The organism is Furfurilactobacillus milii (assembly GCF_009863985.1).
Taxonomy (GTDB): Bacteria; Bacillota; Bacilli; order Lactobacillales; family Lactobacillaceae; genus Furfurilactobacillus; species Furfurilactobacillus milii_A.
Genome location: NZ_WEZT01000012.1, coordinates 1 through 24,384 on the forward strand (window position 1 = coordinate 1; position 24,384 = coordinate 24,384).

A 24,384-nucleotide genomic window follows, 5' to 3' on the forward strand; every position below is an offset into this window, starting at 1 on the left:
AGCACTTGAACTAATTAATCAACGACCATTAAAAATACATCATCAACAGACTGCCATTGAAAGATTCCGGGCTTGTTCGGATTAAACTTGTAATTTGCCTAACCACGAAAAAAACTTCGTTGCGCAAACGAAGTTTTTTTACGTAAATCAAGTTAACAATAAATCAAAGCAGACTAACGATCCTCATAACCGTTTGGATGACTTTGTGTCCAAGCCCATGCAGTCTTAATAATGTCATGAACATCATCATATTGCGGCTTCCATCCAAGGATATTACGAGCATCTTCCGATTCAGCGACTAATGAATCAGGATCTCCGGGGCGCCGTGGTGCGATCTTGGCCGGAATCTCTTTCCCAGTCACTTCACGAGCTGCTTCAACCATCTGTTTAACAGAAAAACCAGTGGATGAGCCCAAGTTAAACGCACGACTCTCATTGCCTTCGTCCAAGTATTTCAATGCCAAAATATGAGCATCTGCTAAGTCCAGAATATGAACATAGTCACGCACATTAGTGCCATCTGGTGTATCGTAATCGTCACCGTACATATCAATATGGTCACGTTCACCAAGTGCCGTTTGCAAAATAATTGGAATTAAATGTGTTTCTGGGTGGTGATCTTCACCAATGGAACCATCAGCTTTAGCACCAGCCGCATTAAAGTAACGAAGCGCAACCCATTTAATGCCGTAAGCAACGTCACACCAATGAATCATGTGTTCCATAATCAGCTTACTTTCACCATAAGGATTGATTGGCTTTTTCTGATCGTCTTCATGAATCGGAATCCGTTCAGGAACACCATATGTAGCAGCAGTTGATGAGAAAATCATCCGTTTGCAACCCTGTTCATGCATCACTTCCAACAACGTAATCATGCCATAAACATTGTTGTCAAAGTACTTCAATGGATCTTTCATGGATTCTGGCACAATGGAAAATGCGTCCATGTGGATAACACCATCAATGTTTTCTTTTTCGAAAACGCTGGTCAGAAACTCGCGGTCACGGGTATCGCCTTGATAAAAGCGTGCCTTTTCATTAATAGCAGCGCGATGACCAGTAGATAAATTATCTACAACAACCACGTCGTAACCCTTTTCAATTAAACGATCCACCATGTGTGAACCGACGTAACCGGCACCACCGGCAACTAAAATTGACATTTTATTTTCCTCCAAATCGTTAACATCGGTACTATCATAGCATAACCTGATTGACCACAACAGCACCGGTCAGCACAGATGCATTAATCCACTGTTGTTGCGGATAACGGCCGCCATGTCAGCGTTGCTTCAGCATATCGCTCATCATCACCCATGATGTGATGATGGGTAGTTACTGTTCCATCTTCATTGTTAACCGGCGCGGTCACTTCACTTTTTACCGTGCTTCCATAACGGACTTCATTTTCAAACCGAATCGCCAGATGGCACAACTCGTGATGAATCAAAAATTCTTCATCTAGAGCATCCATCAGCCAATCAAAATAGTGTGAATTGTTTACGTGATGATTTGAATCTAAGTCAAAATAGCGCACCCGATACGCCTTGGTTGCCGCCACATCTGACTCTTCAAAACTAGTTGGTCGTGATAAACGAGGAATCCGTTTGACCATTTCAGAATGGTAAGGCGCCACGGCGTCGTCTGGAATAGCGACCATTTTACGGGCTTCCAAGTCCATCACAACGCAGATTGTATCTACATGAACCAGCTCGTTGCCCTGCTCATCTTCTAAAAAGAATTGGCGGTACGCAAAATAACGATTATTAGAAGTCGCTTCGGTCACCAAATGCACCTTTTCGTGGTCTCGAGGCAACCGCTTAATATCTATTTCGTACTGAGCAATAACCCAGCCATAGCCCTTGGATAGCATGTACTCCGTGCCAACACCAAAGCTGTCAGCCTGATCGTATGAAGTTAGCACCAGCATGTTGATTAACATGCCTAACGTTACCTTACCCGTTAAATCTGTTTCGTAATACTGAATTTTATGTTCTTCATCATACCGGTTCTGTTGCGTCATTTAATTGTCCTCGTTCAAGTGATGGTAGGTTGCATAAACCTCTTGCTTGCGTAACTGGCGAGCTTTAGCGACAGCCTTAATTGCATCGTTAGGCTTGTCACCTCGAGCAATCAACGTCTTAACGTGCTCTTCCACCGACTGACTCAGCAGCGGATCCTGCTCTTCAACAGGCGGATTAGTGTTCCCGCCAATTAAAATGACAAACTCACCGCGCGGCGAGTTTGTAGCCAACCAATCCAAAATTTCACTAGCAGTCCCACGAATAAACTCTTCAAACTTTTTAGTTAATTCGCGGCAAAGCACCAGTGGGCGATCCGGACCGACCGCGTTTGCGATCGCAGTCACCGTCTTCGCTAATCGGTGCGGTGCCTCATAGACAATCACCGTTTCCGGATGTTTAGCCAACTCGGTAAGCTCAGTCTTTTGTTCCTTAGTCTTGCGGTCTAAAAATCCGTAAAAATAAAACGGTTGTGGTACTAGACCACTCGCAATTAGTGCCGTTAGGCCGGCATTGGCCCCGGGTAGTGGCACTACTGGCAACTGGGCTGCTACAGCAGCAGCAACTAATTCCGTACCTGGGTCGCTGATTGATGGCATCCCTGCGTCGCTCACCTGAGCTATATTGACACCAGCGCGAAGTTTATCCAATAATTCCGGGATTCGCTCTTGCGTATTGTGCTCATGAAAACTAATTTGTTTTGTCTCGATATCAAAGTTGTTTAATAATTTCTGCGTGTTGCGCGTGTCCTCAGCCGCAATCAAGTCGACCTGTTTTAGCGTTGCAACCGCCCGGTACGTCATGTCCTGCAAATTACCAATCGGTGTTGGTACTAAAAACAGCGTACCGGATTCGTGTGGTGCAAAACTGCGCTGACTTGTTGCTACCATGCCTGTGTCCACCCCTAACTTGCTTTAATTGTTCGATCCCGTTCTCCATAAATGACGTCTAAACAAAATGCGCAAGAGTCATTTTCTTCTCTCCGTTGACCATAAAACTCACGGCAAACGTGAAAACCGGTCTCGTACAATCGTTCTAAATTCTGTAGTGATTTAGACAATCGTTGCTGTGCTTCAGTCGTATCTGTATCAGTACCGAGCAATTCACGTAAATGCTGGTTTTCGACGGTTAATTCAGCATTCTCTTCTGACAATGCCGTAACCTGCTTTTTTAATGCGGCCAACTGATCCAAAATTCCTGTCGTCTGATCTTGCAAGTGCTCAAAATCGTCGAGCATTGTTTGTCGTTTATCCACGATTACACCTCCATCAGTGTCATCATTGCATCGTTTCAAAACTGGCAATCATCATTTAGAAAGAACGTTAAATGCCTTCAACGTCAATGATTCGGCCACATTTTGAAAACTAACGTTGCGTTCGAGCAACTGCTTTGATTGTAACCCTAAATCTGTAACGTCGACGAGTTGCTTTTTAGAATAACGCGTCGTTAATTCCTGTAAATCCTTGCGATGACTCGGAAAACTCATGACAAATTTTTCCTGATCAATATTTTCTAATAGCATGTCACGAAAGCCAGCCAAAATAATATCTAAAACAATTCGCTGATGCGGACGATCCTTTGCCAATGGCACAAGTGTCGTTCCCACAGTAACAAACGCACTCATATCAGGCTTCAATAGTTGACTTTCCCACTGCCATACAGCAGCCGCAGTTTGACCAAGCCAGTCATCGACTAACCACTCAGCCGCTTGATCCGGACTATTAGTCAGCCGGCTGGTCAACGCTAATAAGTGCTTTCCAACACCGGCTGATTCGAGCTGGGACTGAAGTTCATTGACTGCTAATGGTTGCATCTCCATTTCCTGAGTCCGTGAAATGACAGTCGGTAAAAGCAAATTGGGATTGGTCGTCAGCAACAAGGCCGTAATGTTACCGCTGGGCTCTTCAAGAAACTTTAGCAAACTGTTGGCTGCGCTGGCAGTCATCGTTTCAGCTCCGGCAATAATGAAGACTTTTTTATTGCCTTCCATCCCACTTTTGGAAAACTCAGATTTCAGCAAACGAACTTGGTCAACTTTAATGGAGTTCCCTTCTGGTTCAACAATCAATACATCCGGGTGCTCACGTTGACTAATTCGCTGGCATTCCTCACATTTGCCACAAGGCTGACCATCTTGCAGGTTAATACAAAAAAGGCGCATCGCAATCCACATTGCGAGCTCCTCCTTGCCACTGCCGTTTGGTCCGGCAAATAAGTACGCATGGGCCAGTTCATTTTTTTTAATTACATTTTTAAAATGCTGAACCAGCACAGGTTGGCGCTGTTCAGCAATCGTTAAAACATCGTTATTTGTTGGCATATTTCCTCGTTAGCAGTGCGGTTAACGACTAAAACTGTTGAAATGCCTCAACTGGCAGTACAAAACAAGTTGCCCCACCAACTGTGACTTCAACCGGATATGAAGCAGTCTGGTCCATTGAAACATCCATATTAACTGGCGGTGTCATGAATTGATCCCGAGTGTGTGATGTCTCCTTAATGAGATCCATGACTTCCTGAACGCGATCATCTTCGATCCCGATCAAGAACGTGGTATTACCTGAACGTAAGAAACCACCGGTCGTTGACAGCTTTGTGGCTCTAATATTTTGTTCGATAAACTGATTACTCAGCCGATTACTATCCTTATCTTGGACAATAGCAATAATCATTTTCATATGCGTAATTCCTCCTGTGAAAAAGCTCGCGACCGCGATAACGGGGCTCCGTACAATTAAAACAAATTCGGGAACCGTTGAGCAATCACCTGTTTCGTGTCGGTAATCACTTTTTCCAGCGGTTGGTTCGCGTCAATTAGTGTAATGCGTTGTGGTTCGTCTTGCAACAATTTAAGGTAAGCGTGCCGTACACGACGATGAAATGACAGTTCTTCATTATCCAAACGATTGATTTCATCTGATCGATATTCATGAATTCGTGTTAATCCTACCTCTGATGGTACATCAAAGTAGATTGTTAGGTCTGGTGTAAGTCCTTTCGTAGCAAAAAGATTCATTTCTGCTACGGCAGCCTCGCCAATTTCACGGCCAGCGCCCTGATACGCAATCGAACTATCAACGTACCGATCAGAGAACACAACCTTACCCGCATCTAAAGCTGGCAAAACCGTTTGGACCAAATGCTGGCGTCGCGCCGCTGCGAACAGTAAAGCTTCGGTACGCGCATCCATCTCCGTGTTGGCTTTATCCATGATAATCGCACGAATTGCTTCTGAAATCTTATTACCACCCGGCTCACGGGTTGTCAGCAATTTCTCCCCTAGTTGCAATGAATAATCATCGATCAGCGCATTCAGAACACTGGTTTTTCCTGCCCCATCGGGCCCCTCAAAAGTTATAAATGCGCCTGTTTTCACTATTCCAAACTCCCTTATCGTCAATACGTTCATTGTACTTTAGAATAGGGGTCGCTGTCTAACGTAATTACACGGCAGCTGGCAATTCCAATTTGGTTCCGACCGTTAAATGACTTTGGGGCGCGCGATGGTTGACCTTCGCCAATGAATCTATTGGCAACTGCAAGGTCTTCTCAATCCGATGTAGTGTATCTCCTGGTTGCACGGTATAATCCTTCATTTGTGGTAACCACAGCCATTGACCTGGATAAATCCACCACCGAATCGGTGTTTGACTCACTTGACTAATTCGGCCCATTGAAATACCACTGGCCATGCTGATTCGCCACCAGCTGTCACCCGGTTGAATCACGTACCGCCGCAAAGTATCTTGTTGACGGGGTTGATTAGCGCTGTCCGACGTTTCAACTGAGTTAGGCGCCGCCACTGTTGGGTGTTGACCAATGTCTGATTTTTCCTGATCCCATCGGGTTAAATTATTAGCCCGGATGATTTGCATTAATTCATCCGCATATGCAGGATCAGTAGCATAACCATCGCTTTGCAATTTCTGTGCAGCCAGCCATGCATCTCGCTCACCTAAAACATTGTGATACCGACTATTCACGCTCAAAAATTGACCGTGATCCGCAATACTTTCAATAAATGACGGGTAAGCTCGAAAATTTGCCCACACAGACAGTGAATACCCGTTAACAACCTCGCGGGTTGGCATGCGAACCGTTGCCCCATCAATATTAGCTCCTTTAATGCCAAATAGATTATGAGCATTAGTGGCCAGTTGTGACGTCCCCCATCCGCTTTCCAAAATAGCTTGTGCACCAGTCACCGAGGGTAAAATTCCATAATGAGCCCAATTTTGTTGAGCACCTGACTCAACTTGCATTAAAAAATCTGTTTTATTCATTGCCCTTCCAGGCTCGCATAACCCCAATATGAGACCAATTACCGATACTGCTATTGCTAAACGTTTCATTCGAATCTCCTCCGTCTTTTGTGATCTACCCATTACATACGCAACATACGCAAAAGACCAGAGAAATTAACGCCATCAAAAAAAACGTTTGCCAGAGTTCAATGCACAATTCTCCAGCAAACGTTTTTCAATTATTGTGTCTAAATCTTAACCATCATTAATTATCAATCACTGAGGCCTGCAATCTGCCCCGAACTTTTCGTTCTCGTGCCTCACGGAACAATAGCATATATTTTTGTCGAGCCAACGCAGTTTGTGCCGAAAGTTCACGGCCATTACCTTCATCTACGACCGCAGTTTGAGTCTCAACAGCTCGGTCCCAGCTACGCTTTGCTCGATCAATATCATCCAATAACGCTTCATTATATTGCCCACGCAAGCGTGGACGACGACTAAATAACATTTTGACCTCCAACATCGCTCACGCTGATACAATTTCCATTCGTATGAGAGTACCAGCGTCTATCGTCTACATTTCAGTCCGACCCTCAACAGCTTTAAGTAAGGTCACTTCATCAGCGTAATCAATGTCAGACCCTACTGATAGACCATGAGCTAACCGGGTCACCTTGATGCCCGCTGGCTTAATCAACCGTGATAGGTACATAGCGGTAGCTTCCCCTTCAGGCGTGGCATTTGTTGCCACAATGACTTCCTTCACTTCGTCATGTTCCTGAAGCCGTTTGACCAAGCTAGTGATGTTAATATCTTCAGGCCCCTTACCTTCAATCGGGGACAAAACGCCGTGCAAAACATGGTATAAACCATGGTATTCACGCATTGATTCCATCGACATAATATCTTTGGGCTCTTCGACCACTAGAATCGTACTTTGATCACGCGATTTATCGGAACAAATCGCGCATGGATCTTCTTCAGTGATATTGCCACAGATTGAACAGAAATGTAAGTCACGTTTGGCCGAAATCAATGATTTAGCAAAGCCAGTCACATCATCGCCATCCATATCAATTGTATAAAAGGCTAGCCGTGTGGCAGTTTTTGCACCAATACCCGGTAACTTCATGTAACTTTCGATTAATTGTGCAATTGGTTCTGGATAATCCATTGTTTACCTCGTTTGTACTTACATCCCCAGGCCACGGCTGTATTTACCCATGGTACTGTCCGTTGCCGTGTCAATTTGTGTCATTGCATCATTAACGGCTGCCAAAACCATGTCAGCCAACATGTCAGGATCATCCGGATCAATCGCATCAGGATTAACGACTAAGTCAGTCATCTTGTGGTCCCCTGTAAATGTGGCCTTCACCATATCATCTGGCGCAGAACCAGTGAAAGTTTGTGCTTCTAGTTTTTCTTGATCTGCCTTCATCTGTTTTTGCATCTTTTGTGCCTGACGCATAATATTTTGCATGTTGCCACCCATCATAATCTTCATTCCTCCAAAAATAAGTTATTCATAATTGGTCATCAACTGACCGTTTAATCGTTTTTGATAGTTACGTTATCAGCGCCAAACAGCTGTTGCGCTTTTGTTACCAATCCATTCTCCGGCTCACTGATACCAGCGTCTTCCGATGGCGAATCAAGTGGTGCTGACGCCGGCTCATCTGAAACTGGCGATTGCTGCCGATCAGTAGTAGGCCCAGCTGGGGCCGCTCCGCCCGTTAATTCTTCTTTATGATCCGTCAAAAAGTCCTTACGAATCTGCGGCCACTGATCCTCTGGAACAAACCAAACATCCGTTGTATCGCCAGTCAATCGGTTAAGATTGTTCTCCAATGCTGTTCGCAAACCATCATCGGTAGCTGCCTTATCGAAGAAGAAAGCATAACTAAATGAAACAATTACACCCTCATTACTAGCAGCAACAGGCTTTGAAACATGCATCATCGCTTTTTGTGTCACGGGCAGCGTACCCAATAAGTCGTCCCATACGTCACGCATCGCATCTAAATCATGCTTTGTGGCGGCTCGTAACACTGGATAAATTTTCGCCAAGTTAACGTTTGCACTCGCATGGCTAGCAGTAGCAGTCGTCGTTTTGGCCCGTGCCGGCTTTCCTGTCTGCGTGCCCGTAGTTGATGCTGGCTGATTTGTTGGTGCTGGCGTCGCGCTAGTTGTCGAGGTCGTTTGAGTACCTTGAACACTATGAGACGAAGCTTCTACAGTAGGTGCTGGCTGTTGCGGTTGGGTCGTCGTTGCGCTTAAGCGGCTGACCGTTTGCTTCAACTGCTGAATTTGCGTCTCCAGTTCAGCTACTTCAGCCGCATTAGAAGCGTTCCCTGATGTAGGGGCCTTAGTTGTGCCCACATTCGGATATATCTGTGCAAGCTTAACCGTCAACACTTCTAAATAGACATCGGGATGCGTTGTAAATCGCAGCTGCGCAGCTACCTCATTTAAAGCATTGATCATTTGGTAAAAAACGTCAGGATCTGTATTCTTGCTCAACTGTTGAAAGACATCGCCGGTGGTATCACTACCGGTTACCATGTCAGGCGCTTCTTTATAAAGAAGCAGGTCACGAACGTAGCTAATTACGTCCTCTACAAACCGCCCAGCATCTTTACCATCGTCCAGGACCTTTTGGAGGGCCGCTAACCCAGCCGTCGTTTCATGAGCAACCACCTGTTTGACATAGTCAGCCAATAAGCTTTCCGTCACACTACCCGTGACCAACAGAGCATTATCGAGCGTCACTTCATTATCACCAAACGAAATCGTTTGATCCAAAATACTCAAGGCATCACGCATTCCGCCTTCTGCCGCATTAGCAATAACCTTTAAAGCTGGTTCCTCAAAATCAACTTGCTTTTGCTTCAAGATGTAAACCATTCGGTCAAAACTTTCTTGAGCCGTAATTCGTTTGAAATCAAAACGCTGCGTCCGTGAAATAATGGTCGCCGGAATTTTATGTGGTTCCGTGGTGGCCAAAATAAAGATCACATTTGCCGGTGGTTCTTCCAAAGTCTTCAATAAAGCATTAAAAGCACCAGTTGATAACATATGCACTTCATCAATAATGTAAATTTTATAAGTGGCCTGTGTCGGTGCGTACTTGGCCTTATCACGAATGTCACGAATTTCTTCAACACCGTTGTTAGAAGCAGCATCAATTTCAATGACATCGTTTAGCTGACCGGCCGTGATTGCTTTACAAATATCACAATTATTGCACGGTTCGCCATCTTTCTGATTTGGACAATTAATGGCCTTGGCAAAAATCTTCGCCGCTGATGTCTTACCGGTCCCACGTGGTCCACAGAAAAGGTAAGCATGACTCGTCTGCTGGGTCACAATAGCATTTTTTAATGTTTGTGTAATGACGGTCTGCCCAACAATTTCATCAAACCGTTGTGGCCGCCATACCCGATAAAGGGCTTGATAACTCATGTTAAACTCCTCATATTGATGTTCCTTATCGTGCGAAGTATCCGCACTTCGTTAGCATTCCTTTAAATCAGTATAAAGGTTTTAGACCCGAAAGATAACACCAGTGCTTCCAAATCTCAACTTGTATTTAAAAATAAATAAAAAGCGCTCAACCAGTTGTTAAAGCCATTGGTCAAACGCCGTTAATTTCAATAAAACATGAAGCACAAACCGTCGCGGACTTAGTGCTGCTACCTTCCGGTCCTGACACAATTCGTGAGGACGGCCTTGCCTCATGGCCTTTCGGCAATTAATAATACTACGCTATTTACGTCATAAAAGCTAGTGTTTTGCTTGTCATTTTGTTCGTTGTGAACTCGGTTTTTTTGCACCACGTCCTCGACGGATTGCCCGGAAAAAATTCTGCATAAGCGCGCTGGCTTGATCTGCCATGAGTCCCTCATGAACAATAACTCGATGATTAAAACGTGGGTCTTCCAGCAATTGGTATAAAGAACGCACTGTACCAGCCTTAGGGTCTCGGGCACCAAAATAGACTTCAGGAATCCGAGCGTTGATAATGGCACCACTACACATGGGACATGGCTCGATGGTGACAAACAACTGACAATCTTCTAGTCGCCAGGTGTTAAGTGTCTGATTAGCTTCACTGATCGCCATGATCTCCGCATGCAACGTTGCATCTTGAGCATGCTCACGCAGATTATAGCCACGACCCACAATTTTCCCCTGGTGCATGACGACTGCACCAATCGGCACTTCACCAACACTGCCGGCGATTCGCGCTTGCTTCAAAGCCTCTCTCATCCCTGCTTCAGCAATGGTCGGCGTTATATTTTCGTTCATCTCAGCCATTAGCCTGATCACTCGCAATTGATTCCAAGATATAGTAACCTTTATCTTTTTTGATAATTTCACAATTGCCAAAAATTTTCTGCATTAGTTTCTTTGCAGAAGGTGCACCTTGTTTTTTTTGCAAAACAACGGTTAGGCGACCATTAGGCAACAAATGCGTTTGGGCACCTGAAATCATGCCATCAACAACCGCTTTTCCTGCGCGAACAGGTGGGTTGGTAACAATGGCTGCATATTTATTAGTCACCTTTTCGTACTGATCAGACGTGTGGATGGTTGCATTATGAATTTGATTTTGATCTGCATTCCGTTTGGCCAGGGCTAGTGCCCGCTCATTTACGTCGACTAACTCGACGGTACGATCAGGATTGTCTAAAGCAATTGCAAGTCCAATAGGACCGTAACCACAACCCATATCTAAAATTGAACCTGACGGAATGTCATGTAGGTTTACCGCATCCAATAAAACCCGTGAACCATAGTCAACAGTACGTTTCGAGAAGACACCGTTGTCCGTAGTAAACATCATTTCATGACCTAATAGACGAAAATTCCACGTCGCTTCGTCGTGTACAACGTCCGGATTTGGCGTATAATAATGGTTGTTCATCATTTAAGTTAACCTCGTTTCTGTTTTCATCATAATGGAATCGCGGATAAAAGTAACGAAAAAAATTCGAAATTTTATAAACCCTTTGAGGACACCATATCTTGTGGATGCATCGTATAAATGCCACAAAATATGGTATTTTTTTGTTGCATTTCAATCTCCAGCCACTATACTTAGGTCATCAGCAAAACCAGTTTTTAAGTTCAAATGTGCAGAGAGAGGAAGTGGCCATTATGGCTAAAGTTGTTGTATTTACAAAGGATAATTGCATTCAGTGCAAGATGACAAAGCGTTTTTTGAACGCACATAACGTTGATTTTGAGGAACGTAATATTAATCAGCATCCAGAACTGATCGACTACTTAAAGGGTCGCGGTTTTCAAGCAATGCCGGTTGTTGATGCAGATGGTGTCGATGCAGTGTCTGGTTTCCGTCCAGACGTGCTGGCAAAGCTGGCTTAATTTCCCATCATTTTGTCAATGAACACGGCTCAGGCGTACGCGGAGCGTTGGCGTGCGTCTTTTCTTTTATCAAAAATCAATCAGGGAGTGACAGAAAAATGGCATTAAAGGATTTAAAGGACGTCACGTATTACGATTTGAATAATGAGATTAACATTCCCGTTAACGGGCAAATTCCGTTGAATAAGGATAAGGAAGCCCTCGCTGCCTTCTTAACAGAAAACGTTGAACCCAACACCATGAAGTTTGACTCGCTTCGCGAACGCTTTGATTACCTGCTTGATAACAATTACATTGAACGTGACTTTTTTGAAAAGTATGATTTTTCTTTTGTGGAAAAACTGTATGACTATTTGAACGCACAAGATTTTCATTTCAAGACATTCATGGCAGCCTACAAATTTTATGCCCAGTACACACTCCGTACAAATGATAATCAACAGTATTTAGAAGGCTTTATCGATCGTGTTGCAATGAATGCACTGTTCTTCGCAGACGGCGATGAGCAACTAGCTATGGACCTAGCCGATGAAATCGTCCACCAACGTTACCAACCAGCCACACCTAGTTTCTTAAACGCTGGTCGAGCTCGTCGTGGTGAATTGGTATCTTGTTTTGTCCTCCAAATGACAGATGACATGAATGCCATTGGCCGTGGTATAAACTCCGCTCTGCAACTGTCACGTATTGGTGGTGGAGTCGGTATTAACCTCTCAAATTTACGTGAGGCCGGGGCGCCAATCAAAGGTATCGCCAATGCTGCATCCGGTGTTGTACCTGTTATGAAATTACTAGAGGACTCTTTCTCCTACTCTAATCAATTAGGACAACGTCAAGGTGCCGGTGTGGTTTACCTCTCCGTTTTCCACCCAGATATTATCGGCTTCCTTGGTGCCAAAAAAGAAGCTGCCGACGAAAAGGTACGTGTTAAAACGCTTTCGCTTGGTGTAACCATACCGGATAAGTTTTACCAATTAGTGGCGGCTGATGAAGATATGTACCTATTTTCACCGCAAAGTGTTGAAAAGGAATATGGCAAACCATTTTCATATGTTGACATCACTAAAGAGTATGACAATTTAGTCGCCAACCCCAACATCGCCAAAAAGAAAATTCGTGCACGAACGCTAGAAACTGAAATCAGCAAGCTTCAACAAGAATCCGGTTACCCTTACGTCGTTAACATTGACACGGCCAACCTGCATAATCCAATTGCCGGCAAAATCATCATGAGTAACCTTTGTTCAGAGATTTTACAAGTCATGACCCCTTCTAAAATCAATAACAAACAAGAGTATGACGTTCTTGGTAAGGACGTTAGTTGTAACCTTGGCTCAACAAACATCGTTAACCTAATGGCCTCGCCTGACTTCGGTCACTCCGTTGAGGCAATGGTTCGTGCCCTCACTTACGTCACGGATCACAGCAATATCGATGTTGTCCCTAGTGTTCAGTACGGTAACCAGCAAAGTCATGCAATCGGTTTAGGTGCCATGGGATTGCACGCCTACTTTGCAAAGAACCATATGCACTATGGTGATGAAGACTCCCTTGACTTCACAAAGGTTTACTTCATGTTGCTGAATTACTGGTCACTTAAAGCGTCAAACGAAATTGCTCGTGAACGCCATGAAACGTTTGCTGGATTCGACAAATCTGACTACGCCAATGGAACCTACTTCGACAAGTACGTGACGAAGGATTGGGGCCCAAGCCGTGATAAGGTGGTTGAACAGTTTAAGGGAATTTTTATCCCCACTAAGGATGACTGGGCAGCATTGAAAGCAGATGTTATGAAGGATGGCTTGTATCACCAAAACCGGATGGCCATTGCGCCAAATGGTTCCATTTCCTACATTAATGACACAACTGCTAGTTTGAACCCCATCGTCAACCGAATTGAAGAACGGCAAGAAAAGAAGATCGGTAAGATTTACTATCCAGCACCATATTTATCCAATGACACCCTGCCATACTATCAGTCAGCCTATGACACAGACATGCGTAAAGTAATCGACATTTATGCCACCGCGCAAGAACACATCGATCAAGGAATGGCCTTAACCCTGTTTATGCGATCAACGATGCCTGAAGGCCTCTATGAATGGAAAAATGGTCGCACCGACAAAATGACCACGCGTGACCTTAACATTCTGCGTAACTATGCTTGGAAAAAGGGTTGTAAGTCTGTCTACTACGTTCGTACCTTTACCGACAACAACGGTGAAGTCGGCGCAAACGAATGTGAAAGTTGCAGTATTTAGTAAGGTGAGCGTGACCAGACCGAGGTTGAATCCGAGCAACAACAAGAGATTAGTATTGTACAAGCGGTCTTGGCTTGTACGGTACTAGTCTCAGGTTGTGCACAGGATTCAGGTCTGGGAGCGCGTTATCGCTACATAAAGGTATGCGATAGATTTTTGAGAATATATATTTCCAAAATTCACTAATGACAAACACCCATTCTCGTTCTACGATAATCATAATTAACTGATAGCATACAGAGACATCCGACACAGGAGGACAATATGGAAAACGGCAATTATAAAGCCATTAACTGGAATCAAGTTTCAGATGAAATTGATAAAGCAACTTGGGAGAAACTCACTGAGCAGTTCTGGCTCGACACGCGGATTCCCGTTTCAAACGACATGGATGATTGGCGCACCTTGGATGACGATCACAAATGGGTGGTCGGTCACGTTTTCGGTGGTCTAACCTTGCTGGACACGCTTCAATCACAAGACGGCATGGCTGCACTACGTCGCGACGTCCGGACGCAACATGAAACGGCCGTTTTGAACAACATTCAGTTCATGGAATCTGTTCATGCCAAAAGTTATTCGACCATTTTTGAAACATTGAACACACCCGATGAAATCGACGAGATTTTCGACTGGAGCGATTCTGAAGATCTACTGCAGAATAAGGCAAAACGGATTTATACGTTGTACCACGACGATGAGAACCCACTCAAAAAGAAGATCTCCAGTGTTTTCCTCGAAACGTTCCTGTTTTACTCTGGTTTTTACACACCACTTTATTATTTGGGTCATAACAAGCTAAACAACGTTGCCGAGATCATCAAACTGATTTTGCGTGATGAATCTGTCCATGGTACTTACATTGGCTACAAGTTCCAACTAGGAATGAAGGAATTAACAGAAAACGAACAGCAGTCCTTAAAGGATTGGATGTATGATTTTCTTTATTATCTTTATGACAATGAAGAAAAATACACGCACCTTGTTTATGACCGTGTCGGCTGGTCGGACGATGTTTTGAAGTTCATTCGCTACAACGCCAATAAAGCACTGATGAACTTGGGTCAAGAACCCCTTTTCCCTGATACCGCTGAGGACGTTAATCCAGTCGTTATGAACGGAATTTCAACATCTACTTCTAACCATGACTTCTTTAGCCAGGTCGGAAATGGTTATCTACTAGGAAACGTAGAAGCCATGAACGACTCGGACTACGATATTGGTGGTAAGAAGAAAAATTAGTCATTTATAGTAAAAGATGCAGTGAAATAAAAATCATCCTAATTTAAAGGATGGTTTTTATTTTTGATTACAGTGCAATCAAACTTAATCGGGAACTCCAAATTCGCTAATTACGCTATTAAACTGCAAATGAGTCACCATTTACCTTATGGTATACTGAATGCAAGTTAGTATTATGAAACATCGCTTAATTTGGAGATCGTAATTATGACAAAAATCAATTCACTTTGTGTCTTTTGTGGTTCATTACCAGGTAATCACCCCGAATATTCAGTGCAAGCTGCACTGCTAGGTGGCTATTTGGCCGACCATCATATTCGCTTAATTTACGGTGGATCTTCTGATGGTTTAATGGGCACGGTGGCAAATGCAACAATCGATGCTGGTGGTCAAGTAACTGGCATTATGCCTCGCTTCCTCAAGCGGATCAGCACCGAAAGTAACAACTTAACGGATCTAGTAGAGGTCAGCACTATGGACGAGCGTAAAGAAAAAATGCTCGCTATGTCTGATGCGTTTATTGTGTTGCCTGGTGGCTTTGGGACCTTCGAAGAATTAGGCACAATGTTGTCTTGGAGCAAAATTGACATTCACACTAAACCCATTGCTCTCTTCAACATTGACCACTTTTACGACTCTCTGTGGCAATGGTTTGTCGACGCAGCAGAATCCGAATTTTTGCCACTTAGCGACTTAAAGTTAATGGTTAACGCTAGTTCCATTGATCAAATTTTTGACTACTTTGCAACATTTAAACATGTGACAGCGATGCCACATGCTTAAGGCGACATTTTTAAAACGCCCCCCAAAAAAGGCCACTCAAGCTGGCAGAAAATCCTGCCTGCTCGAGTAGCCTTTTGCGTGCTATCCGTTTAAATAAAGCTTTTGCTTTAAATGAACGTCATTATACAAATTTAGAATTGAACGAAAATAGCGTAACTTCATGGATTAATTTTTAGCATGAAAAATCAGCAACCGTTTTTCTTTCTTGTTCGTCACTCGTTTGGCATTCACTACCATCGTAATCTGTAACATGGTGAAAACCAGCGAATTGCGACGGCGATAAGCAATATACTTTCCATGCCAACTAGTTACGTATTTTTCTTTGTAGTTTCTAAGTCCCTGAAACCCATAAAAACGATAGCCATATTCATAAATCAAATGTGCAATTCGTTCTTCAATAAAACTGAATCGAGAGACACCCACATTTGAAAGTGGCGCCATCCCCATATTAAAGTCCTCAAAGCCAGACTCGGCATTGTGTTGCAATAAATGGATAAACATAACGTCCATCGTTCCGGATGGTGCATTCTTACCATAACGCATTAAGTCAATCGAAGAAATGCCTGAATGCGTGGGCATGTTTGTCGTAAAGGCGAGAATTTTGCCTTCAGCAGAACGCATTACATAAATAGACGACTGATCTAAATAGTAATCGTCAAAGAAGCCGAGCGAAAACCCACTTTCGTTTTGACCATCTAGCCACTCATCAGAAATGACTCGCAATTCGTGTAGCGTATCAGCATCAAACGGCGGTTTAAGTTCTTCAAACGTAATCCCGACTCGATCAAACTTACTCATCAGATTGCGGTCTGACTTCCGTTTTTTACCTTGCATACTAAACGAAGGCAGGTTGACGAAGCCCTCCTCACCGAACTTGAAAAAGTCATATCCTTTTTCATGAAGACTCATCGTTAAATCTTCATCGATCTCGTAAAACACGATGGAATAGCCTTCTTTGTCGGCGACGTCCATAAAATTATCAATAGCTGCATCGCGATATTGTTGATCGCCGACTGGTTCACCCATGACAATTAAACGATCAGCCTTCTTTTGATACATGAAGAACATCTTATCTTCACCATCGACGGTGTAAAAATAAAGGAGCTTATCGCGTAAGTACGCCAAATGACTGACTTCATTTCCGCCATAAGTATCAATAACATGAGCGACACGACGCTCATCGAACGGCACCTTAAAGATTGTCGACTTCCCATTATGCATATACCAGTAGACAATCGCCAATACCACCAACGCAATCGCAATCGCAATTAAACCGCTTAGCCAAACACGCTCGGTCGGAAACAACGCTGCTCTCGGCACATGATGCATCCGCTGATAATTAGGTGTGTTGTACACGCCAACAATAATATACGTTACAAAAATACCAACAAAGCTGATGCCGTCAAACAACATGGCACCCCATGAATACTCAAAGTGCTCACGATAAAACTCTTTGTGGGACAACCATAGGGCCGCCAGCACTAGGACAAGGAAAACACTCATCTTGATAGACGGGTCCTTCCACATTGTGTTCAACGCAGCCATAATCAACACAACTGTCGTTGGCCAAAATGCGCGTTTAACACGCGAATTAACCCCACGCGCCAAGCCAATCAGTAAGAAACCCATGATGATGTTAATGGCCTGGTTAGCAAAATAAACAACGTATCCATACAAAGCGCCATAGACTTTGTTGTATTCCTGCAAGTGTGGAAAAGTTGAAACGAGGATAATCATGACCCCAGAAAACCATAAGAAAACAGTTAAAAATACGTGCGCGATGCGTTGAAATAACTGCATCGGCAGGCCTTCAAAGGCGTGGTTAATCTTGCTACCGGTATCTTGAATGAAGAATAAAACACCGACTAAGAATGGCAAAATGTAATAAAAGATTCGGTAGAACAATAACCAAACTAGTGCACCAGCTTTACCTACACCAATAAAACCAAGCCCCGTTAGCATAAACGTATCAAACGATCCCAAACCACCGGGAATCATGGAAACAACCCCAGCAACTGAGGCAACGGCAAACATTGGCAAAACGGCTGCAAAATCAACTTTGACACCCATTAATGCACCAATAAAAATAAAGAACAAGGCACAAAACAACCATTCAAAACTGGAACCGGCCATTAATGAGAGTTGCCGTTTAAGTGTTAAGTCATTAAAAAACTCTGAATCCGTGAAGTGGGTAACTAACATCACGGTTGGAAAGTATAGGGCGCCGCCAACCATCCAAATCCAATAACGAGCGAACATGCTGCCAGTATGCAATACAAAAATTTGAAAGAGCGCAATCCAACAAAGCAAAGATAGGCCAGTAACAAGGAACAATGCAATTTTTGAAATTGCAAACAGAATCTGTTTGCGAGTTGCACCCTTGCTATAGAAATTTGCTCGCAAACTTGCCCCAAGTAAGCCACCAAATCCAGCAATATTAGTGAACGTATTGACCGTCCATCCTGAACGAATAACATACCCTTTTTTAAACTTGCCAGGTAAAAATTTAACAATATTAAAATCGTAATTCAACATTGGAGTAACCGCAATAAAGCCTACGACTAACATCAGTAACAGACTAGTTGGCGTTTGCTGCGAGAATGTTTCTGCCACTTCTTGCCCACTGATTTGTTGAATGTCTCGTCCCACTTCATGAATCACATACAGCAGCACTGAGAATACAAACAGCAACCTTAGCAGCGTCATGTGGCGATTTATTGCCGCCCACATTTTTCGTAAAGTTTTCATGCCTTACTCCCCTCAAAATAATCTTCTCTAGTTTACCATGCCAAACAGCAAGTAACGGTGGATTTAGACTTTTTTAAGAGTAGTTTGATGCTCAAAAGACAATTTACCCAGCACCACTAGAACATTTGCTTACCACATTTAATCATTCAATAAAAGTATTGTCTTCATTAGGTAATTTATATAATATAAACGAATCAATAGCTTTCAGGATGAATTATGCAAATATTCTTAACACTCGTTATAGCAGGCGCTTTCGGTTACGGAACCTACCGACTCTATCGTAAGCAAAACCTCAAACAATTAGTGAGATGGCCACTTATTTTATTAACTGGTTTCTTATCATTGATATTTTTAATGAGCGCATTTACTGGCAATTCTACAAAGTCGTCCACTAACAATACTTCAACGAGGAATGGTGTCCATGCTCATGTCAAACATCACAAAACTCACAAAAAAGAAGCTCATACGTCTTCAAGCAGTTCAGATGAATCATCATCAACAAGTGAATCTCAAAGCATCGCAGATAGCGAATCTCAGAGCGCCTCAGAAAGTGAATCGATTTCTGAGAGTCAAAGTAACTCGATATCCGAAAGCCAGAGCAATTCCATATCTGAAAGTCAGTCTGTTTCTGCCAGTGAAAGTAGCTCTGTCAGTGTAAGCCAATCCATCACAGAGTCTGTGAGCGAATCAAAAAGTGCTTCGCAAGCTGCAGAACAATCACAATCAGCTGCCCAAGCTGCCGCTGACGCCCAAAGTTCCCGGCAAACATCTACTGTAGATTCTACTGCAGGACCCGTTATTGGAGATTCGCGTAGTCACATTTATCATTTACCTGGACAAAGGGCTTATCACATCAGTCCTGCTAACGCAGTGACCTTTAACTCAGAACAAGATGCTATAAATGCGGGTTATCGAAAATCATTAAGATAGCTCTATGCTAAAGATTTTGCGTAAGGATTGAACACTTAATTATTTTCAAATCTTCTAATTTATCTCAAAAAAACATCGTTTACGGTCGCTCATAACGTTAGAAAAACCGTATTTATATCACAGATATTAAAACACATTTTTGAACAATCACCATATTTGTATCTGTTTGCTCAAAGGACAAAAAAAGCACTGATCCCAAGGATCAGTGCTTTTTATTCAATGCATTTAATTACTTAACAGTAACTGATGCACCAGCATCTTCAAGCTTAGCCTTCAAGTCGTTGGCGTCGTCTTCTGACAAGCCTTCCTTGACGTTCTTAGGAGCTGCGTCAACTAAGTCCTTAGCATCCTTCAAACCTAAGCCAGTAGCTTCACGAACGGCCTTGATGACCTTGATCTTTGATTGGCCAGCTGAGGTCAATTCAACATCAAATTCAGTCTTGGCTGCAGCGTCACCACCAGCAGCACCGGCAGCAGCAACTGGAGCAGCTGCACTAACACCGAATTCGTCTTCGATTGCTTTAACCAAGTCGTTTAATTCAACGATGGTTGCGTCTTTTAATTGATCAACAATGCTTTGAGTATCTAAAGCCATGATTGTTTTCCTCCAAATATTGGTTTTGCTGGTATTCCAGCGAATTAGTTTTACGAGTTAAGCTACATCTAATGTATCAAACGCACCAAACGATGCATCGTCAACATTAAGCAGCAGGTTCGTCATCCTTGTTGTCAGCAACTTGCTTAACAGCAAATGCGAAGCTGCGAATCGGTGATTGCAATTCGGAAGCAAGCATTGAAAGCAAGTCTTCGCGACTTGGTAACGTTGCGTAAGTGTTGATTTCGTCAACAGAAGCAACCTTACCTTCCATCATGCCACCTTTGATTTCAAGGACATCATGATCCTTGGCAAACTTGGCCAAGATCCGTGCTGGGGCGATTGAATCATCACCATTACCGAAAGCCACAGCAGTAGGTCCAACGAATGTATCGTCAAGGCCATCAATGCCGGCTTTTTCAGCAGCGCGAACTAGAACTTTGTTTTTGATAACTTCCATGGCAACGTCTGAGTCACGTAATTGCTTACGCAAATCCGTAACTTCTTCAACCGTTAAACCACGGTAATCAACAATAACAACTGATTTAGCAGCAGACAACTTCTTAGCGACGTCATCAACTACAACAGCTTTTGCTGCAATCGTTTCTTTACTCACGTTTTACACCTCCATGATTGATTTTTTACCTAAAAAAATCCCGTTGTCCTAAGACAACGGGTTCAAAGTCATTCATCACGAATTGCTTTGCCTCGGCAGGATATTAAGATAGCTGGATTAACAACCGTCACCTGAGTCTTAGGTAAAATTAATTTACTTAAACACTATAGCAAAGCAGTGGTGCTTCGTCAATGTTTGATTTAGAAGCTTGCCAAATCGACAGCAACTGATGGGCCAAACGTTGAAGCTACTGATAAGTGTTGAACGTATGTGCCACGAACAGCGGCAGGACGTGCACGAACAATAACATCTTCGATAGCTTTAAAGTTACCAACCAATTGGTCAGCACTAAAGGATACCTTACCAATTTGAACGTGAACGTTTCCGTCACGGTCAGTCCGGTAAGTAACTTGACCACCCTTAGCATCCTTAACGGCTTGCGCAACATTCATCGTTACGGTACCCGTCTTAGGGTTAGGCATCAAGCCTTTAGGTCCTAATTGACGGCCCAAACGACCTACTTTAGCCATCATGTCTGGTGTTGCAATTGCAACATCAAAGTCCAACCAGCCATCAGAGATCTTTTGAACTAAGTCGTCGTCACCGACTTCATCGGCACCTGCATCTTTAGCAGCTTGTGCTTGGTCACCACGAGCAAAAACAATTACTCGTTGTGTCTTACCAGTTCCGTTAGGCAAAACCATTGCCCCACGTAACTGTTGGTCTGCCTGCTTGGTATCCAAGTTGAGCTTGAAAGCAATCTCAACCGTTGCATCGAACTTTGCATAGTCGATGTCTTTTACCAAGGCAACCGCGTCTTCTACGCTGTAAGCTTTAGTCTTATCAACTTGCTTAAGCGCATCTTGGTACTTCTTGCCCTTTTTGGCCATTGTGTTTTCCTCCTAGCAAATGTGGTATGGCGATGTTACACAAGGGTGAAACCAGGTCATCATATGATAGCCCTGCGCATCCCGTGAACATCTTCCACCTGATACATTCAGTTTTCACTGAGTATCCGTACTTGTCCGTTGTTTAGGCTTAGCCTTCTACAGTAAAGCCCATGCTCCGAGCAGTACCTTCAACCATGCGCATTGCGGCTTCAACGTCGGCAGCGTTTAGATCTTGCATCTTAGTTGTGGCAATTTCCTTAACTTGATCCTTGGTTACCGTAGCAACCTTTTTCGTGTTAGGTTCGCCAGAACCATGTTCAACACCAGCAGCCTTCTTCAATAGAACAGAAGCTGGCGGGGTCTTTGTAACGAAGTCGAATGAACGATCCTCATATACAGTGATAACAACTGGAATCAACAAACCTGCTTGATCAGCAGTACGGGCATTGAAGTCCTTTGTGAATCCCATGATGTTAATCCCTGCTTGACCTAAAGCAGGACCAACCGGCGGAGCAGGTGTTGCTTTACCGGCAGGAATTTGTAACTTAACAACATTAGCCACTTTTTTAGCCATGTCTAATTCCTCCTTGAGTGTGGTAGTTGATGGCGCGTTAGAATTACGCCTCCCACGATATGCTTAAACGCATACCGTAGTAGTTTACCATGATGGCAAACGGCTGACAAGTCCTACTGAATCTTTTCGACCTGATTGAATTCCAATTCGGCAGAAGTTTCACGGCCAAACATCGTTACATTAACCTTCAACTTTTGTTTTTCGTTATCAACTTCGGTAACCTTACCGACCATGTCTGAAAAGGCGCCATCAGTAATACGAACAGATTCGCCAACTTCGAGTTCAAAGTCGGCCTTGGCCTTCTTGTCTTCGCCCAAACGGTGAAGAATTAAATCGACTTCGTCAGGCAACAATGGTGTTGGTTTAGAACCACCACCATGTGAGCCCACGAACCCGGTAACGTTCGGCGTGTTACGCACGATGTACCAAGCCTGATCAGTCATGATCATTTCAACAAGCACGTAGCCAGGAAAGTCGTTTTCGATGACCGTCTTTGCCTTACCATCTTTTACCTGTTGCGTTTCTTCTTCTGGCACAACCACTCGGAAGATGTAATCAGACATCCCCATTGATTGCGCACGTGATTCCAAGTTGTCCCGTACTTTGTTTTCATAACCTGAATACGTGTGTAACACATACCAAAGTTTTTCAGCCGTTTCAGCCATGTTTAAATCCTCCATTTTTTAAAACAGTGCAAAATAAAAAAACTTCGACTTAGCCGACGAAGTTTTTCGATTAAATGCATTATAACAAAAATTCCACTGTCTTGCTACTGTCAATCATTGTGCCACCAGTAGCTACAAACGTTCGCACTAGGCTAACCAAGTAATCAGGGCCTGTACGCCCCAGTCAATAAGTGCAAAAAATAACGCAAACGCCACCGAAACAGAAATAACAATAGATGAATCTCGCCGATTTTCGCGAGCCGTTGGCCAGCGAACAATTTTCAACTCAGCAAATACGCTCTTTAAAAAACGCCACAAATGCATGATTCAGCCTCCTTATTTTGTTTCTTGGTGCAGTGTGTATTGTCCACAGTGTTTACAAAACTTGTTTACCTCTAGTCGTTTTGTCCGACTAGGGTTCGCTGTGATGGTATAGTTACGTGATCCGCAGACTGAACATGCCAGTGCGACTTTTTTTGTGGCCATTACTGGCACCTCCGAAATTTCTTAACAATTACGATTTCACGGCTATTGACCACTTCAAATCACCAATATTTCTAGGCGAGCGTGAGTCAATAATCAGATAACAGATTATCACGTCCAGACCCCTATGTCAATTAGCGCCACTGGCTAACAGCACTGTCACCGCCTTTTCGTGACATCGATTGGCCGCATTGCGCACCTTTGTGTATGAACACTGAAAGTGAACTGCGATGTGCTCGATTGTCAGCCCGATACTTAACCCCCACCAAACCTGTTGCTCGAATTCTGAGAACCGATCGCACAGATAAACAAGTCGATCTTGCAATTCCAAGCGAGTCAGTCCGTCTGGCTCAATACTAGACAAGTTGCAAACATGACTATCTGCCGATTGGGCCTCTATTGACTCACTAACCTCCTCGTGAAGTCGTTTCTGTGCCTGTTGCCGACGACGCAAATCGAAGCCGCGGTTGCGCACATTCAGTCGGTAGTACGTTGCAAACTCACCAACAGTCCGGCCACGATACCGTTTTAGTGTAGTCATTAACACCATCCGACATTCTTGAAGCCAATCATCACGTTCTAACAAGCGACCCTTGAAGTTTAACTCGCGAAACCATTTGTTAACCAAGGGCAAATAACGTTGAAAAAGACTGTCAAACGCTAGTTCATCACCCGCAATTGCCGCTGTAATGACAACATCTTCTTCCTCACGACTCCAATAATTCATTATGACCCCCACTTTCCTGCTTGAATGCAAAATGGTCCAGACCATTTTGCTTAGCAGAGCTACCTTAAGGCCACAATAGTTAATCAGCAACCAAACGAACGTTCGAAAAAGGCCACTTTGTTGTCAATTATTATGATATTCATTTGTTCGACCATAAATAAATGGCCATTTTTTAAAATTTACCAACACAAGCAGCGAATGTAAG

At 43.5% G+C, this 24,384-nt stretch carries 28 protein-coding genes, 1 other RNA gene and 1 other annotated feature; of the genes, 5 read left to right on the top strand and 24 right to left on the bottom strand.

The window, feature by feature from the left end:
* Positions 1-173 precede the first annotated feature (173 nt).
* The 15 genes from galE to GB992_RS06700 form a co-directional block, all read right to left on the bottom strand.
* A complete protein-coding gene (galE, locus tag GB992_RS06630) occupies positions 174-1,166 on the bottom strand; it encodes a UDP-glucose 4-epimerase GalE (protein WP_161001740.1) in 993 nt (330 codons plus the stop codon).
* A gap of 83 nt (positions 1,167-1,249) precedes the next feature.
* The gene (locus tag GB992_RS06635) at positions 1,250-2,026 is read right to left on the bottom strand and encodes an acyl-[acyl-carrier-protein] thioesterase (protein WP_161001741.1); all 777 of its coding nucleotides are present in this window, start codon (positions 2,024-2,026) and stop codon (positions 1,250-1,252) included.
* Positions 2,027-2,914, bottom strand: coding sequence for a 16S rRNA (cytidine(1402)-2'-O)-methyltransferase (gene rsmI, locus GB992_RS06640; RefSeq protein ID WP_161001742.1), 888 nt, complete (start codon positions 2,912-2,914; stop codon positions 2,027-2,029).
* Positions 2,915-2,928: 14 nt separating this feature from the next.
* Positions 2,929-3,279, bottom strand: a complete 351-nt coding sequence (locus GB992_RS06645) for a DNA replication initiation control protein YabA (protein WP_017262130.1) — start codon at positions 3,277-3,279, stop codon at positions 2,929-2,931.
* Between the two features lie 51 nt (positions 3,280-3,330).
* The gene (gene holB, locus GB992_RS06650) at positions 3,331-4,344 is read right to left on the bottom strand and encodes a DNA polymerase III subunit delta' (RefSeq protein WP_161001743.1); all 1,014 of its coding nucleotides are present in this window, start codon (positions 4,342-4,344) and stop codon (positions 3,331-3,333) included.
* Between the two features lie 28 nt (positions 4,345-4,372).
* A complete protein-coding gene (locus tag GB992_RS06655) occupies positions 4,373-4,702 on the bottom strand; it encodes a cyclic di-AMP receptor DarA (RefSeq protein ID WP_017262128.1) in 330 nt (109 codons plus the stop codon).
* 56 nt (positions 4,703-4,758) lie between these two features.
* Positions 4,759-5,400: a dTMP kinase gene (gene tmk / locus GB992_RS06660; protein ID WP_225439112.1), complete on the bottom strand. Its 642-nt coding sequence runs from the start codon at positions 5,398-5,400 to the stop codon at positions 4,759-4,761.
* Between the two features lie 67 nt (positions 5,401-5,467).
* Entirely contained in the window at positions 5,468-6,307 is an 840-nt protein-coding gene (locus tag GB992_RS06665) for a glucosaminidase domain-containing protein (protein ID WP_161001745.1), read from the bottom strand.
* A gap of 226 nt (positions 6,308-6,533) precedes the next feature.
* Entirely contained in the window at positions 6,534-6,779 is a 246-nt protein-coding gene (locus GB992_RS06670) for a YaaL family protein (protein ID WP_161001746.1), read from the bottom strand.
* 66 nt (positions 6,780-6,845) lie between these two features.
* On the bottom strand, positions 6,846-7,445 hold the full coding sequence (recR, locus tag GB992_RS06675) for a recombination mediator RecR (protein WP_017262124.1): 600 nt from the start codon (positions 7,443-7,445) through the stop codon (positions 6,846-6,848).
* Between the two features lie 18 nt (positions 7,446-7,463).
* Entirely contained in the window at positions 7,464-7,769 is a 306-nt protein-coding gene (locus tag GB992_RS06680; protein WP_017262123.1) for a YbaB/EbfC family nucleoid-associated protein, read from the bottom strand.
* Positions 7,770-7,822: 53 nt separating this feature from the next.
* On the bottom strand, positions 7,823-9,736 hold the full coding sequence (gene dnaX, locus GB992_RS06685; protein ID WP_161001747.1) for a DNA polymerase III subunit gamma/tau: 1,914 nt from the start codon (positions 9,734-9,736) through the stop codon (positions 7,823-7,825).
* 187 nt (positions 9,737-9,923) lie between these two features.
* Positions 9,924-10,020: signal recognition particle sRNA small type (gene ffs, locus GB992_RS06690), an RNA gene on the bottom strand.
* Between the two features lie 52 nt (positions 10,021-10,072).
* Positions 10,073-10,591 carry a tRNA adenosine(34) deaminase TadA gene (tadA, locus tag GB992_RS06695; RefSeq protein ID WP_161001748.1) on the bottom strand — a complete coding sequence of 173 codons (519 nt, stop codon included), beginning with the start codon at positions 10,589-10,591 and terminating at the stop codon, positions 10,073-10,075.
* The gene (locus GB992_RS06700; protein ID WP_161001800.1) at positions 10,584-11,201 is read right to left on the bottom strand and encodes a class I SAM-dependent methyltransferase; all 618 of its coding nucleotides are present in this window, start codon (positions 11,199-11,201) and stop codon (positions 10,584-10,586) included. Before GB992_RS06700 ends, tadA begins: the two co-directional genes overlap by 8 nt.
* Before the next feature lie 233 nt (positions 11,202-11,434).
* On the opposite strand from GB992_RS06700, the gene nrdH reads away from it, so the two are divergent.
* From nrdH to GB992_RS06720, 4 genes are all read left to right on the top strand, one after another.
* Positions 11,435-11,662, top strand: coding sequence for a glutaredoxin-like protein NrdH (nrdH, locus tag GB992_RS06705; RefSeq protein ID WP_161001749.1), 228 nt, complete (start codon positions 11,435-11,437; stop codon positions 11,660-11,662).
* A gap of 98 nt (positions 11,663-11,760) precedes the next feature.
* Positions 11,761-13,926 (top strand): class 1b ribonucleoside-diphosphate reductase subunit alpha, encoded by a 2,166-nt coding sequence (gene nrdE / locus GB992_RS06710; protein WP_161001750.1) that lies wholly within the window; start codon positions 11,761-11,763, stop codon positions 13,924-13,926.
* Positions 13,927-14,190: 264 nt separating this feature from the next.
* Complete coding sequence (gene nrdF / locus GB992_RS06715) at positions 14,191-15,168, top strand: class 1b ribonucleoside-diphosphate reductase subunit beta (RefSeq protein ID WP_017262117.1); 978 nt, start codon at positions 14,191-14,193, stop codon at positions 15,166-15,168.
* A gap of 207 nt (positions 15,169-15,375) precedes the next feature.
* Complete coding sequence (locus GB992_RS06720) at positions 15,376-15,951, top strand: LOG family protein (protein WP_161001751.1); 576 nt, start codon at positions 15,376-15,378, stop codon at positions 15,949-15,951.
* A 165-nt stretch (positions 15,952-16,116) separates the two neighbouring features.
* Here the strand turns inward: GB992_RS06720 and mprF are convergent, their stop codons facing one another.
* Positions 16,117-18,699, bottom strand: coding sequence for a bifunctional lysylphosphatidylglycerol flippase/synthetase MprF (gene mprF / locus GB992_RS06725; RefSeq protein ID WP_161001752.1), 2,583 nt, complete (start codon positions 18,697-18,699; stop codon positions 16,117-16,119).
* 216 nt (positions 18,700-18,915) lie between these two features.
* Between mprF and GB992_RS06730 the strand changes: the two genes are divergently transcribed.
* The gene (locus GB992_RS06730; RefSeq protein WP_161001753.1) at positions 18,916-19,629 is read left to right on the top strand and encodes a sunset domain-containing protein; all 714 of its coding nucleotides are present in this window, start codon (positions 18,916-18,918) and stop codon (positions 19,627-19,629) included.
* A gap of 229 nt (positions 19,630-19,858) precedes the next feature.
* Here GB992_RS06730 and rplL read toward each other — a convergent pair whose 3' ends face one another.
* The 8 genes from rplL to GB992_RS06770 all read right to left on the bottom strand — a co-directional run bounded on the left by rplL (position 19,859) and on the right by GB992_RS06770 (position 24,179).
* Complete coding sequence (gene rplL, locus GB992_RS06735; RefSeq protein ID WP_017262113.1) at positions 19,859-20,224, bottom strand: 50S ribosomal protein L7/L12; 366 nt, start codon at positions 20,222-20,224, stop codon at positions 19,859-19,861.
* Positions 20,225-20,330: 106 nt separating this feature from the next.
* A complete protein-coding gene (rplJ, locus tag GB992_RS06740) occupies positions 20,331-20,840 on the bottom strand; it encodes a 50S ribosomal protein L10 (RefSeq protein WP_017262112.1) in 510 nt (169 codons plus the stop codon).
* 23 nt (positions 20,841-20,863) lie between these two features.
* Positions 20,864-21,001 (bottom strand) — a sequence feature (ribosomal protein L10 leader region).
* Positions 21,002-21,040: 39 nt separating this feature from the next.
* A complete protein-coding gene (gene rplA, locus GB992_RS06745; RefSeq protein WP_161001754.1) occupies positions 21,041-21,730 on the bottom strand; it encodes a 50S ribosomal protein L1 in 690 nt (229 codons plus the stop codon).
* Positions 21,731-21,878: 148 nt separating this feature from the next.
* Positions 21,879-22,304 (bottom strand): 50S ribosomal protein L11, encoded by a 426-nt coding sequence (gene rplK, locus GB992_RS06750; RefSeq protein WP_017262110.1) that lies wholly within the window; start codon positions 22,302-22,304, stop codon positions 21,879-21,881.
* A 113-nt stretch (positions 22,305-22,417) separates the two neighbouring features.
* Positions 22,418-22,969, bottom strand: a complete 552-nt coding sequence (gene nusG, locus GB992_RS06755; protein WP_017262109.1) for a transcription termination/antitermination protein NusG — start codon at positions 22,967-22,969, stop codon at positions 22,418-22,420.
* A 147-nt stretch (positions 22,970-23,116) separates the two neighbouring features.
* On the bottom strand, positions 23,117-23,293 hold the full coding sequence (gene secE / locus GB992_RS06760; RefSeq protein WP_017262108.1) for a preprotein translocase subunit SecE: 177 nt from the start codon (positions 23,291-23,293) through the stop codon (positions 23,117-23,119).
* Positions 23,294-23,305: 12 nt separating this feature from the next.
* On the bottom strand, positions 23,306-23,455 hold the full coding sequence (gene rpmG, locus GB992_RS06765; RefSeq protein ID WP_081495858.1) for a 50S ribosomal protein L33: 150 nt from the start codon (positions 23,453-23,455) through the stop codon (positions 23,306-23,308).
* 127 nt (positions 23,456-23,582) lie between these two features.
* Positions 23,583-24,179, bottom strand: coding sequence for an RNA polymerase sigma factor (locus GB992_RS06770; RefSeq protein ID WP_161001755.1), 597 nt, complete (start codon positions 24,177-24,179; stop codon positions 23,583-23,585).
* Between the last annotated feature and the right edge of the window lie 205 nt (positions 24,180-24,384).